The organism is Pseudomonas sp. EA_65y_Pfl2_P78 (assembly GCF_963970495.1).
Taxonomy (GTDB): domain Bacteria; phylum Pseudomonadota; class Gammaproteobacteria; order Pseudomonadales; family Pseudomonadaceae; genus Aquipseudomonas; species Aquipseudomonas baetica_A.
Map to the genome: position 1 here is coordinate 236,779 of NZ_CAXAON010000003.1, position 13,930 is coordinate 250,708.

Below are 13,930 nucleotides of genomic sequence, written 5' to 3' on the forward strand. Positions count from 1 at the left end.
TCACGACATGGTTACATGACTGATTACATAGCAGCGCTCTGGGACAACTGCGCCAGCGCACTCGCCATACTCGGCGACAAGGGTAGACGAGGGATCAGTACGGCTTGCCAGGCGTGATACAGATCGGGTTTGCCCGGCCAGATATCGGCACTTGGGCGGTTATGTGAGTCGAGTTCGTGGTGCCAACTGCCGTTGCAGCGGTCAATGAAATGGCTTTCACAAAAATCCCAAAACAGCCGATACCAGGTTTCGTACTGCGCCTCGCCCGTGCGTTTGAGCAAGGCACTGGCCGCGGCGCTGGCTTCGGCATGTGTCCAGTGCAGACGATGGCGGACCACGGCTTTGTTGTCCCAGTCGAGGGTGTAAACAATGCCCGGCGCACCATCGACATCCCAACCGTGACGGCAGTTGTTTTCGAACAGTTTCTGCGCGTCGGTCGCCAGCCAGCCGGGAGTGAGCATACCGGCCTGCACCCGCGCGGCTTCGAGGTGCAGCAACAGCCGCGCCCACTCAAAACCGTGGCCTGGGGTGGTGCCGTAAGGGCGAAAACCGTCGGCGCGATTGTCTTGGTTGTACTCGCGCAGCGCTTGCCAGTCGCGGTCAAAGTGCTCGATGACCATGTAGCCATTGGCGGCTGCATGACCGTGGATCACGCGCTCAACGATGCGCTGGGCGCGCACCAGCCAGCGCGGATCTTCGGTGACGTCGGCCAGCGCGAGAAAGGCTTCGGTGGCGTGCATGTTGCTGTTGGCGCCGCGATAGGCTTCTTCTTCGCTCCAGTCGCGATTGAAGCATTCGCGCATGGCGCCCTCTTCTTCGCTCCAGAAATACGTGTCGATGATGTCGATCGCGTCATCCAGTAACGCTTGCGCGCCAGGGCGCTGCGCGACCACCGCAGAACTCGCCGCCAGGGCGACGAAGGCGTGCAGATAAGCGTTCTTGCCAGAGTTGCCATCGCGGTGTTCGGCGACCGCGAACCAGCCACCGTGCAGCGCGTCGCGCAACGGCCCGCGCAGGGCCGCGATGCCGTGATCGACCAGCTCGGCGAACCCTGGCAGGCCCTGAATGTGGGCCATGGCGAAACTGTGGGTCATGCGTGCGGTGTTCATGGTTTCGGCCTGGGCGTTCGCAGGCAACTGGCCGCGCTCGTCGAGATTGCCAAAACCTTCGGGCAGTTTTGCCGCCTTGGCGAAATCCAGCAGGCGCAGGCCTTCGGCGGCGAGCCATTGCTGATGGGCAGGGGCGTTCAGCCAACTGCTGAAGCCTGGGTGAAAGAGATCCATGGGTGGCCTTTTTTGTTGTTATGACGGCGGGCAGTCTAAACAACGGGCCGGGGCAGGCTTGTAACGAAGGGGACAGGTTTTGTCACCAACCTGTGACATGGATATCGATGTTGAATGGGCCGACGCCTTCGCGAGCAAGCCCGCTCCCACAGGGGACCGCGTTTCTCCAGATGGAATACAGTCACCTGTGTGCGGGCTTGCTCGCGAAGAACGATAACGCGGTCTATCTAGTCGGCACTGCGCGGCAATTGCAACGTCACCCGCAACCCACCCTCACGCAAATTCTGCAACGTCACCTCACCGCCATGGCTATGGGCGATGTTGCGCGCAATCCCCAAGCCCAATCCGTACCCCTGCTGCTGCCCCGCCAAGCGGAAGTGCGGCTCGAACACCTGCTCCAGGCGCTGCTGCGGCACGCCCGGCCCTTCATCGTCGACGTGCAGGACAAACGCGTGCTCGTCGTCATCGATGTGCAGATGCGCGTTCTGTCCGTACTTCAACGCGTTGTCGATCAGGTTGCCGATGCAACGCTTGAGCGCCAGCGGTTTGCCCGGATATGCGGCCAGCGCTCGTCCGTTCTGGGTCACACGGCCATTGCCGTTCGGTGCCAGATACGGCTCCACCAGACAATCGAGCACATGATTGAGATCCACCGGTTCGATGTTCTCGTGGATGTCGGTGTCTTTCACGCATTGCAATGCGCCTTTGACCAGCAACTCCAGCTCGTCGAGATCGCGACCGAACTTGGCTTGCAACTGTTCGTCTTCCAGCAACTCGACGCGCAAGCGCAGGCGGGTGATCGGTGTGCGCAGGTCATGGGAAATCGCGCTGAACAACTGGCTGCGTTCGGTCAGATAACGGCTGATGCGCTCGCGCATGGCGTTGAACGCACGGCCCACCTCGACCACTTCACTGCCGCCGCCCTCGGCCACCGGTTCGACATCGGCGCCCAGCGACATCTCCCGCGCGGCCCGCGCCAGGCGCTTGAGCGGTCGGCTTTGCCAATGCACCAGCAAACCGATGAACAACAGCAGAAAACCGCTGGTGAGGACGATGAACCACACTTGCTGCGAGGGCAGGCCTTGCTCTTCAAGACTGGTGTAGGGCTCGGGCAACAAGGAGGCGATATACAGCCATTCGCCCGGCGCCATTTGAATCTGGGTGACCAGCACGGGCGGATTGACCGGTTCCAGCGTCAGCGCGTAATGCGCCCAGGAGCGCGGCAACTCATCGAGTTTGAGCCCCGCGTTGAAAATCCGCAGATCCTCGGGGCTGACGAAACTCACGGAAATGTCGGTGTCCTGTCCCAGCGATTGACGCAGCACTTCATCCACGGCTTTCATCACGGCGGCTTTACGCGGCGTGACCGGCAACACGTCCATGCCCAGCGGTTTGTCGTTGAGCGTCACGACAAAACGGGTGCCGCCCATGCTGCGCAACTGGTCGAGCACCAGCGGCCGATACGCCACCGGCAGCGAACGGAAATAACTGACGCTGGCCGTCATCGAATGCGCCAGGCTGCGGGCGCTGGTGACCAAGCCTTCCAGTTGCGTGGCACGCAGTTGCGATACCCAGATCACACTCGACAACGTCTGGGCGAACAGCATCGCCAGAAGCGTCAGCAACAACATCCGCCCCAACAGCGAACGCGGCACCGGCGCTCTGGCTGCGAGCTTGCGCAGGGACTCAGTGACCATTGCCGGCAACCACATTGGCTGCCAATTGGTAGCCGCTGCCGCGCACCGTGCGGATCAGTCGCGGCGGTTTTTCCGTATCGCGCAGGCGCTGGCGCAAACGGCTGACCGCCATGTCGACGATACGATCGAGGGGCATCAGGTCACGGCCACGGGTGGCGTTGCCGATGGTGTCGCGGTCGAGGATTTCCTGCGGGTGATCGAGGAACAGTTTGAGCAAGGCGAAATCGGCGCCGGAGAGAATCACTTCCTCACCGTCGGTGTGGAACAGCCGATGGCTGACCATGTCCAGCCGCCATTCATCGAAGGCCAGCACTTCACTGCCGCTGCGCTCCTGACCGAATTGCGCCCGACGCAGCAAGGCTTTGATCCGTGCTTGCAGCTCACGAGGGCTGAACGGTTTACCAAGGTAATCGTCGGCGCCCAGTTCCAGACCGATCACTCGATCGGCTTCGTCGGAACTGGCGGTGAGCATGATGATCGGCACCTGCGCCTGACGCGGATGCTGACGCACCCAGCGGCACAGGCTGAAACCGTCTTCATCGGGCAGCATGACATCGAGGATCACCAGATCGCTCGGCGCCTCGTTGAGCGCCTGACGAAAACTGGCGCCATCGGCTGTGGCCCGGACCTGAAACCCGGCGCGGGTCAGGTAGGTGTCCAGCAACTCGCGTATCTCCTGGTCGTCATCGACCAACAAAATCGACTTGTTGACTGAGCTCACTTCGAAGGCATCCTTGTTGTTGGAATTGGGGCGGATTATGCCTCAAGCATCGAACGTACAAACACCACAGAACCATTGTGGGAGCAAGCCCGCGCCCACATTTCTGGCCGTGTTTCAGGCCCGAATCGATTGATCGAGGGCCACACCGGCACCGACAAGGCCGGAATACGGCGCTGTCACCAGCCACACCGGAATGCCCTTGAAGTAATCGCTCATGCAACCCTTGTCGGCAAAGCTGTGGGCGAAACCGCTTTGGACAAAGAAATCGGCAAAGCGTGGAATCACGCCGCCAACGATGAATACCCCGCCGCGCGCGCCCGTGGTCAGCACGTTGTTGCCGGCCACACGCCCGAGCCAGCAGCAGAATTGCTCCAGCACTTGCAGGGCAATCGGGTCACCCGCCAATCCTGCAGCGGTGATCGCTTCCGGCGTATCGAGTGTTGGCTCATGCCCATCCACCGCGCAGATCGCCCGGTAAACCCGAGGCAAGCCGCCGCCGCTCAATGCGGTTTCCGCGCTGACGTGGCCGATCTCGTTATGGATGTGCTGCCACAGCTGGGTTTCACGCAGGCTGCTCAACGGCAGATCAACGTGACCGCCCTCGCCCGGCAACGCGGCAAAACGACCGTCACCGAGATCGAGCAAGGTGCCGACGCCAAGGCCTGTGCCTGGGCCGATCACCACGGCCGGACGCAACGGCTCCGGCGTGCCTTCGCACACCACGCGGAATTCGCCGGGCTGCAATCGGGTCATGCCCAACGCCATCGCCGAGAAGTCGTTGATCAGCAGCAGTTGCTCGACCTGCAAGGTCTTGCAGAACGCCGTGCGGCTAAGGCGCCAGTGATTATTGGTGAACTTGAATTCATCGCCACTGACAGGGCCGGCCACCGACAGGCACACCGAACCGATCGAACCCGGCGCCAGACCGAGGCCGCTCAGGTACAGGCTGATTGCCTCTTCCGGGCTGGCATGGTCGGCTGTGGCCAGCACCTGAACCGATGCCAGTTGCTGGTTTTTCCACAACGCAAACCGCGCGTTGGTGCCTCCGATGTCACCGACCAAAGCCAGTTTCAATTAAGCGTCTCCAGGGCAGAAGTGAAGGCGCTGGCGCCCTGCTCCGCCGAGCTGAAGGCCATACGCATGAAGCCGAACAGTTCGCGACCGCTGCCGATGTTGTTGCCCAACAGGCCTTTGGCGGGTTCGCGCGCGGCAAATTCTTCGGCGTCCACTTTGAGTTCCAAAGTACCTTTGACGCCATCGACGCGGATGATATCGCCCTCTTGCACCCGCGCCAAAGCCCCACCGACATAAGCTTCAGGACTGACGTGAATCGCCGCCGGGATTTTCCCCGAGGCGCCGGACATGCGCCCGTCAGTCACCAGCGCGACTTTGAAGCCACGATCCTGCAGCACGCCAAGGAACGGCGTCATCTTGTGCAGTTCCGGCATGCCGTTGGAACGCGGCCCCTGGAAGCGCATCACCGCGACAAAATCCTTCTCCAGCAAACCGGCCTTGAACGCGTCGGCCAGGTCCTGCTGATCCTGGAACACCATGGCCGGTGCTTCGACGATCTGGTTTTCCAGCGCCACGGCGGACACCTTCATCACGCCGCGTCCGAGGTTGCCTTCCATCACCCGCAGACCACCCTCCGAGGAGAAGGCACGGGCCACTGGACGCAGAATATTTTCGTCGAGGCTTTCGATCGGGCCTTCGCGCCAGACCAGTTCGCCGTTATCAAGGAACGGCTCTTTGGTGTACTGGCTCAAGCCATGGCCGAGCACGGTATTGACGTCTTCGTGCAGCAGCCCGGCTTCGAGCAGTTCACGGATCAGGAACGACATGCCGCCCGCCGCCTGGAAGTGGTTGATGTCGGCTTTGCCGTTCGGATAGACGTGGCTGAGGGTTGGCACGACTTCGGAGAGGTCGGCCATGTCTTGCCAGGTCAATTGAATGCCCGCCGCCATGGCGATGGCCGGCATGTGCAGGGTGTGGTTGGTCGAACCGCCGGTGGCGTGCAGGGCGACGATCGAGTTGACCAGCGACTTCTCGTCGACGATTTCGCCGATCGGCATGAAGTTGCCGTTCTGCTTGGTCAGACGCGTGACTTGATGCGCCGCTTCGCGGGTCAGCGCATCACGCAGCGGTGTGTTCGGGTTGACGAAGGAGGCGCCTGGCAGGTGCAGGCCCATGACTTCCATCAGCAACTGATTGGTGTTGGCCGTGCCGTAGAAGGTGCAGGTGCCCGGGCTGTGGTAGGACTTCATCTCCGATTCCAGCAGCTCTTCGCGGGTCGCCTTGCCTTCGGCGTACTTCTGCCGGACGTCGGCTTTTTCCTTGTTGGATATGCCCGAGACCATCGGCCCGCCCGGCACAAAGATTGTCGGCAGATGACCGAAACGCAGCGAGCCCATCATCAGGCCCGGCACGATCTTGTCGCAGATGCCGAGCATCAGCGCGCCGTCGAACATGTTGTGCGACAACGCCACCGCCGTGGACATGGCGATCACTTCGCGGCTCGGCAGGCTCAACTCCATGCCCGGCTCGCCTTGGGTCACGCCGTCGCACATCGCCGGAGTACCGCCGGCAAACTGGCCGACCGAGCCGATTTCGCGCAGGGCATTTTTGATTTGTTCCGGAAATACTTCGTACGGCTGATGCGCCGAGAGCATGTCGTTATATGAAGAAACAATGGCGATATTCGCCGAGTTCATCATCCGCAGGCTGTGCTTGTCTTCGCTGCCGCACCCGGCCACGCCGTGGGCGAAGTTGGCGCATTGCAGCTTGCCGCGCATCGGCCCGTCAGTCGCGGCGCCGTGAATCAGTGCAAGGTAAGCCTGACGCGTGGCGCGGCTGCGGGCGATAAGCCGTTCGGTGACCTCAAGGACGCGGGGATGCATGTGTAGAACTCCAGGCTAACGGATGTGGCGACCTGATTGTCTATGCTGATCAAACACCGTTGTTGTTGGAATGACAGACGGTGTTTTTGATCATTCGGACCAGTTGATTCAGGTCACTCGTTGTAGATAAAACAAAATATTGCCACTAAAAAGGCTTGTTTTCTATTTTTATGCGAATAATCTTGTAATTCCAACAACAAAACGACGGCGGCGCTGTTTCATGACTCTTCGAATCGCAATCAATGGTTTTGGCCGCATCGGCCGTAATGTCCTGCGCGCACTGTATACCCAAGGCTACCGACAGGATTTGCAGATCGTCGCCATCAACGATCTGGGCGACAGCTCGATCAACGCGCATCTGCTCAAATACGACACCGTTCATGGCACGTTCGACGCCGAAGTGGCGCATGACAACGAAAGCCTGACCGTCAACGGCGACCGCATTGCCGTCAGTGCCATTCGCAACCCGGCCGAACTGCCATGGGCGGCGGAAAAAATTGACGTGGTGTTCGAATGCACCGGGCTCTTTACCGACCGTGCCAAAGCCGCCGCGCATATTACTGCCGGCGCGCGCAAAGTCATCATCTCGGCCCCGGCCAAAGGCGCCGACGCCACCGTGGTCTATGGTGTGAACCACGACATTCTGCGCCAGTCGCACCAGATCATCTCCAACGCTTCGTGCACCACCAACTGCCTGGCGCCTGTGGCGCAGGTGTTGCACCGCGAGCTGGGAATCGAAAGCGGCCTGATGACCACCATTCACGCCTACACCAACGATCAGAACCTGACCGACGTCTACCACACCGACCCGTACCGCGCTCGCTCGGCCACGCAGAACATGATCCCGAGCAAAACCGGCGCCGCTGAAGCGGTGGGCCTGGTGCTGCCGGAACTGGCCGGCAAACTGACCGGCATGGCCGTGCGTGTACCGGTGATCAATGTGTCGCTGGTGGACCTGACCGTGCAGTTGAAGAAAGAAGCCAGCGCCGAGGAAGTCAACGCGCTGCTCAAGGCTGCCAGCCAGCATTCGAAAATTCTCGGCTACAACACCTTGCCGCTGGTTTCCAGCGACTTCAACCACAACCCGCTGTCGTCGATCTTCGACGCCAACCACACCAAATCCAGCGGCAAACTGCTGAAGGTGCTGGCCTGGTATGACAACGAGTGGGGCTTCTCCAACCGCATGCTGGATAACTGCCTGGCGTTGTGCAACGCGGAGTAAGCCGCACTCCCCATGTGGGAGCGGGCTTGCTCGCGAAAGCGGTGGTTCAATCGATCGATGAGTCACCTGACACGACGCCTTCGCAAGCAAGCCCGCTCCCGCAGGTTGGCGATTTCAATCTGAAATCAAGGCTTGACCATTTGACTGGATGATAAGCATTATCATTCGCCTCAAATGGATCAGGTCCTCCCGTGAGTCAATCGCGCTTCAACCATGTCTTCCTCACCCAGCGCACTTCGTTGCTGCGCACGCTGGAACGGATGGTCAACAATCACAGCACCGCTGAAGACCTGTTGCAGGAAACCTACCTGCGCGTGACGCGGGCGCTGAGCGAACGGGCCATCGACCACCTCGAACCCTTTGTCTTCCAGACCGCGCGCAATCTGGCGCTGGATCATTTGCGTGCGCGCAAGATCCATTCGCGCACCATGGTCGATGACGTGCCGCAGGACGTCGTGCACAGCATCGCCGCCCCTGCCAGCAGCGCCGAAGACGCCGCCCACGCCGAACAATTGCTCGAACGCTTGAACGTGAGTCTCAGTCAATTGAGCCCCCGTCAGCAGCAGATTTTCATCCTCAGCCGTCTGCACGGGCACAGCTATCAGGAAATCGCCGACGAACTGAAGGTGTCGCTCAGCACCGTGCAAAAAGAATTGAAACTGATCATGACCATTTGCATCGGTGTCGCCGAACGCTTGAATGGCGACTGAGGCTGTAGGCTCTTTCCGTAAGCGCCAGGTTCGACTGCACTGAGCTTTGTGCTTTGTTACCCTTGCCCGACTTTTACGCTTCACTAAAAAAACAGCCGTGCGCAGACACTGCCGAGGAAACACCGTGACGGACACCCACCGCTCGCCTTCGCCGGAATCGGCGCGGGACGCTGCAAACGCAATGGACCAGGCACTGGACTGGCTCATCGTGCTCGGCAGCCCGGACGAGGAACAGACCCGGCAATTTCATGCCTGGCTGGCGGCCGATCCGTTGAATGCCGAGGCGTTCGCCAAAGCCCAGGCGATCTGGGATGGCCCGCAGATCGCTCAGTGCGCGCAAACCCTGGCGGCGGCGCCTGCGAAAGTCAGCGTCCTCAGCCGTCTGCGTCCACACTGGAAACCACTGGCCACCGCTGCGGTATTGCTGCTCGGTCTGTTCAGTTTCAGCAATGTGCCCCTGCGCATCCAGGCCGATCACCTGACCGTGGTCGGCGAGCGTCAGCGTCTGCAACTGGAGGACGGCTCGAAAGTCCTGCTCAACACCAATTCGGCATTCTCCAGCACCATCAACGATCAACAGCGCGTCGCGCGGTTGTTCCAGGGCGAGGCGTTTTTCGAGGTTGCCGGCAGCCGCAAGCAACCGCTGGAAATCGACGCAGGCCCGGTCAAGGCCAGCGTGCATGACACCGCCTTCGCCGTGCGTTACCTGGACGGCGTAGCGCAGGTCAACGTGCAACGCGGCGATGTCGATTTGCGCGCTACGCATAACGATGCCCGGGTGCGTTTGTCTGCCGGTGAAAGTATTCGCATCGGCCCCAACGGATTCGACCGCCCGGCCAAACTTGATGCATCGACCGATCTGGCCTGGGTGCAAGGCCGACTGGTGTTCGAGAACTGTCCGCTGAATCAGGTGCTGGCCGAACTGCGCCGCTACTATCCGGGCTGGATCATCAACACCAACGAGCAGTTGGCTGATGTCGCCGTGACTGGCAATTACCGCCTCGACCAGCCACTGGACGTGGTGCGTTCCCTCGCTCACATCACCTCGGCGCGCCTGCAGGAATTCCCGGCGCTGGTGATCCTGAACTAAATGAGAATTATTTTTACTCGATAGCCAAAGCGCGTTCGTCTCGTTATAGCCAATGCAATTGATTCGCATCTTCGGACGCCAATCAGCACCTATAAAGATTCGTGCGACACGGAGCGCTATCGATGTCCTCTCGCCTTACCCGCCAGACTGCTTCCCCTTCCCGCGTGTTGTCGCTGCTGACCGCTGCCATCCTCATGGCCGGCACCGCACCGCTCATGGCTGCCACCGAGCAACCGACACGCAACATGGGTGATTACTCGTTCTCGATTGGCCAGCAACCGCTGGTGTCGGCACTGAATGCCTTCACCGCCGTCACGGGTTGGCAAGTCGGCCTGCCGGCAGAATTGGCTCAGGGCGTGTCGTCGCCGGGCGTGCGTGGCTCGCTGTCACCGGAAAAAGCCCTGGAGCGCCTGTTGGTGGGGACCAACCTGAGCGTTCGCACATTGAGCAAAAACAACGTCGTGCTGGAGATGCGCCGTACCAGCGGCGCACTGAATCTGGATCAAGTGACCATCAGCGCCACCCGTCAGGAACAATCGGTCAAGAGCGTGCCGGCCACCGTCAGTGTGCACACCCGTGAAGAACTGGATCACAACAACGTCAACACCCTCAAGGATCTGGTGCGCTATGAGCCGGGCGTCTCCGTCGGCGGCGCCGGCCAGCGAGGCGGCATCAGCGGTTACAACATCCGCGGCATCGATGGCGACCGCATCCTGACTCAGGTTGACGGTGTCGAAGTACCGGACGGGTTCTTCAACGGCCCGTACGCCAAGACCCAACGCAACTACGTCGACCCGGAAATCGTCAAACGCGTCGAGATCCTCCGTGGCCCGGCTTCGGTGCTGTACGGCAGCAACGCCATCGGCGGCGCGGTCAGCTATTACACCCTCGATGCGGACGACATCATCAAGCCTGGCAAAGACGTCGGCGCCCGCCTTAAAACCGGTTACAGCTCGGCCGATGAGAGCTGGCTGAAGTCCGCCACCGTCGCCGGCCGCGCCGATCAGTTCGACGGTTTGCTGCATTACAGCCAGCGGGACGGCCATCAAACCGATGCCTACGGCAGCAACCACGGCACAGGCCTTGAGCGCACCGCCGCCAACCCGGAAGACGTCAAGGCGAGCAACGTACTGGCCAAGATCGGCTGGAACTACAACGAAGATTCGCGCTTGGGCCTGACCTACGAAAAGTACAAGGACGACCGCGACACCGATCAGAAAAGCGCCTACGGCGGCCCGTACTTCAATGGCGCCCCGACCATCCCCGACAGCCTGCTGCCCGGCGGCATGTACCAGTGGCGCACCGGCAACGACACGATCACTCGCGAGCGTTTCGGCATCGAACACAGCTTCGCCCTCGACAGCCTGCTGGTCGACAACGTGAAGTGGAGCCTGAACCACCAGATCGCCAAGACTGACCAGCGCACCGAAGAGTATTACTACCCGATGACCCGCAAAGTGCTGCGTACTCGCGACACGATCTACGAGGAAAAGCAGTGGGTGTTCGATGCGCAACTGGACAAGGCTTTCGCCCTCGGTGAGACCGATCACGTCCTGACCTACGGCACCACCCTCAAGCAACAGAAAGTCACCGGCTCACGCAGCGGCGACGGCAAGTGCCTGGCCGTGGGGCGTGGCTGCAGCGCAATCGGCGCGACCAGTGCCGCTGACGTACTGAAGAAGGCCAGCGACTTCCCGGACCCGACCATCAACACCTACAGCGTGTTTGCTCAGGATCAGATCAGCTGGAACGACTGGACCTTCCTGCCGGGCCTGCGCTACGACTACACCGAGCTCAAGCCGCACATCACCGAGCAATTCCTCAATACCGTAAACGCCGATCGCCAGGGGACGGTCAGCGACAAGAACAAGACCTGGCATAAGGTCTCGCCCAAATTCGGCCTGACCTACGCCTTTAACGAGCACTACACCTGGTACGGTCAGTACGCCGAGGGCTTGCGCACACCCACCGCGAAAGCGCTGTACGGTCGCTTCGAGAACAACACCACCGGTTACACCGTGGCGCCGAATCCGGGCCTTGAGCCGGAAAAAAGCAAAAGCTATGAAACCGGTCTGCGCGGCAATTTCGAATCCGGCTCGTTCGACGTGGCGGTGTTCTACAACAAGTACCGCGACTTCATTAATGAAGACGCGGTCAAGCCGGGCGACGACGCGTTGACCTTCCAGAGCAACAACATCAAGCACGCGACCATCAAGGGGGCGGAAGTCAAAGGCCGTCTGAACCTGGACTCGTTTGGCGCCCCACAAGGCCTGTACACCCAAGGCTCGATTGCCTATGCCTATGGTCGCAACAACGACAACGGCGAACCGCTCAACAGCGTCAACCCGCTGACCGGCGTGTTCGGCCTGGGTTACGACCAGGACCACTACGGCGGCCTGCTGAGCTGGACCGTGGTGAAGAAAAAGGATCGTGTCGACGACAGCAACTTCAAATCGCCGGATGGCGTCAGCAGCCAGTTCAAATCGCCGGGCTTCGGCATTCTGGATCTGACCGGGTTCTACAAAGTCACCAACGACGTCACCGTCAGCGGCGGCATTTACAACCTGACCGACAAGAAATACTGGCTGTGGGATGACGTGCGCGGTTACGACAGCGTCGGCGAAGCCTCGGTAACGCAACCGGCCAACCTTGATCGACTGACCCAACCGGGCCGCAACTTCGCGATCAATCTGATCTGGGACATCTGACCCGGCCGACCTCACGGCGCGTGTACACGCACCGCGCCGTGATTTTTTTTTACGCGCCAGCGCTGGCCCGTTCGTCTCGTTATCAAGCGCCTCTTCTATCAAGGACAACTCATGACCCCTTCGGGAAAAGCCCTGCGTTCGCAACGCCTGAACCAGATCACTCACGCACCGCACACCAAGCTCGACGCGCTGGTCAAAGCCCACGCACCGTTCGAAACCCGCGCCAACTTCGCCCGTTTTGTCATTGCGCAGTACCTGTTCCAGTCGGAACTGGTTGAGCTGTACAACGATGCCGAACTGACCGCGATCATGGCTGACTTGCCGGCTCGGTGCCGCGCCGAAGCGGCCAAGGCTGACCTGGCGGATCTGCACACCGACGTGCCGGCCCCAGTGGCCGGCGCGCTGAAAAATCCGAGCAAGGCCCGCGCCCTGGGCTGGCTCTTCGTCTGCGAAGGTTCCAAACTCGGCGCGGCGTTTTTGATCAAACGCGCCGAGGCGCTGCAATTGAGCGAAACCTTTGGTGCCCGTCACTTGGGTGAACCGCAAGGTGGACGCGCCGAAGGCTGGAAGCGTTTCGTCAAAACCCTCGACTCATTGGTGTTCACCGCAGAGCAAGAGGCCGACGTGGAGCAAGGCGCAATCGACGCCTTTAACCGCTTCACCGTGCTGCTGGAACGGGCTTATGCGACTGAAGCAGAAATGGCCTGACACTTCCCCTCTGGGAGTTGCATAAGCCTGTAAGATCCCGATCCAGCTTCATAAACCACGCGCTGAGCCCATGCCGCCACCCGCCTCCTCCAAACTCGCCCGCCTGCTGTTCGGCCTCTTGGCCTATGTCAGCCTCGGCATCGGCCTGATCGCCATCGTCGTGCCCGGCCTGCCGACCACCGAGTTCATCCTGCTCGCGGCCTGGGCGGCGACCCGCAGTTCGCCGCGCCTGAGCGCCTGGCTGGAGAACCATCGGCTGTTCGGACCGATCCTGAGCAATTGGCGCAACGGCAAGATCATTGCGCGCAAGGCCAAGGTCAGCGCCACGATCAGCATGCTGCTGTGTGCGACGTTGATGCTGGTGCTGCTCGATCACGGCTGGCCGGTCTATCTGGCCATTGCCGGGATGAGCCTGGGCAACCTGTGGATCTGGTCGCGACCGGAAACCACCCCGTCACCACGCTGAAACTTCCCTGTAATCAAGCCTTTTTTCGGCACATTCTCCTGCGCAAACGTTTAACGATGACCGTTCGTCGACACTGCCCTCATGCGCCCCCGCCTCGCGCCGATGTGCATTGAAAGGCGCTGAATGGATTTGGCGATCAGGGTCACTCCCGCCGTGGCCAACCGCTCATTCATTCGCGAGAACGCCCATGTTCGACTCTCTTTCCATTCGCCTGAAAATCGTCCTGCTCTCTGGTTTGTGCCTGCTCGGTGTGGTCGCGCTGATCGTCGGCATGAACATTTACCAGACCAACCAGAACGACAAACTGCTCAGCCACTCCAGCAGCAAGATGCTCACCGCCAGCGTGGAGAACCTGCTGCAAGCCAAAGCCGCCGAGCAAGCGGTGCGTGTGCAGAAAACCTTCGGCGAAAGCCTGACCGTGATCACGG

11 protein-coding genes are annotated in these 13,930 nt (G+C 60.7%); 6 read left to right on the forward strand and 5 right to left on the reverse strand.

Annotation, left to right across the window (positions count from 1 at the left end):
* Positions 1 to 23: 23 nt before the first annotated feature.
* The 5 genes from AACY02_RS04665 to edd all read right to left on the reverse strand — a co-directional run bounded on the left by AACY02_RS04665 (position 24) and on the right by edd (position 6,598).
* On the reverse strand, positions 24 to 1,283 hold the full coding sequence (locus tag AACY02_RS04665; RefSeq protein ID WP_339430949.1) for a D-mannose isomerase: 1,260 nt from the start codon (positions 1,281 to 1,283) through the stop codon (positions 24 to 26).
* Between the two features lie 227 nt (positions 1,284 to 1,510).
* On the reverse strand, positions 1,511 to 2,980 hold the full coding sequence (locus tag AACY02_RS04670) for an ATP-binding protein (protein WP_221730716.1): 1,470 nt from the start codon (positions 2,978 to 2,980) through the stop codon (positions 1,511 to 1,513).
* The gene (locus AACY02_RS04675; RefSeq protein WP_221730715.1) at positions 2,970 to 3,701 is read right to left on the reverse strand and encodes a response regulator; all 732 of its coding nucleotides are present in this window, start codon (positions 3,699 to 3,701) and stop codon (positions 2,970 to 2,972) included. Before AACY02_RS04675 ends, AACY02_RS04670 begins: the two co-directional genes overlap by 11 nt.
* A gap of 114 nt (positions 3,702 to 3,815) precedes the next feature.
* Entirely contained in the window at positions 3,816 to 4,775 is a 960-nt protein-coding gene (locus tag AACY02_RS04680) for a glucokinase (RefSeq protein ID WP_339430950.1), read from the reverse strand.
* A complete protein-coding gene (gene edd, locus AACY02_RS04685; RefSeq protein WP_339430951.1) occupies positions 4,772 to 6,598 on the reverse strand; it encodes a phosphogluconate dehydratase in 1,827 nt (608 codons plus the stop codon). The genes AACY02_RS04680 and edd overlap by 4 nt, the downstream gene beginning before the upstream one ends.
* 220 nt (positions 6,599 to 6,818) lie before the next feature.
* Here edd and gap point away from each other — a divergent pair, with 220 nt between their 5' ends.
* From gap to AACY02_RS04715, 6 genes are all read left to right on the forward strand, one after another.
* Positions 6,819 to 7,820 (forward strand): type I glyceraldehyde-3-phosphate dehydrogenase, encoded by a 1,002-nt coding sequence (gene gap, locus AACY02_RS04690; protein ID WP_339430952.1) that lies wholly within the window; start codon positions 6,819 to 6,821, stop codon positions 7,818 to 7,820.
* Positions 7,821 to 8,011: 191 nt separating this feature from the next.
* Entirely contained in the window at positions 8,012 to 8,530 is a 519-nt protein-coding gene (locus tag AACY02_RS04695; protein WP_339430953.1) for an RNA polymerase sigma factor, read from the forward strand.
* A 124-nt stretch (positions 8,531 to 8,654) separates the two neighbouring features.
* Positions 8,655 to 9,620 (forward strand): FecR family protein, encoded by a 966-nt coding sequence (locus AACY02_RS04700; RefSeq protein WP_339430954.1) that lies wholly within the window; start codon positions 8,655 to 8,657, stop codon positions 9,618 to 9,620.
* A 122-nt stretch (positions 9,621 to 9,742) separates the two neighbouring features.
* A complete protein-coding gene (locus AACY02_RS04705) occupies positions 9,743 to 12,328 on the forward strand; it encodes a TonB-dependent receptor (protein ID WP_339430955.1) in 2,586 nt (861 codons plus the stop codon).
* 111 nt (positions 12,329 to 12,439) lie between these two features.
* A complete protein-coding gene (locus AACY02_RS04710) occupies positions 12,440 to 13,036 on the forward strand; it encodes a biliverdin-producing heme oxygenase (protein WP_339430956.1) in 597 nt (198 codons plus the stop codon).
* Between the two features lie 70 nt (positions 13,037 to 13,106).
* The gene (locus tag AACY02_RS04715) at positions 13,107 to 13,502 is read left to right on the forward strand and encodes a YbaN family protein (RefSeq protein WP_339430957.1); all 396 of its coding nucleotides are present in this window, start codon (positions 13,107 to 13,109) and stop codon (positions 13,500 to 13,502) included.
* Positions 13,503 to 13,930 lie beyond the last annotated feature (428 nt).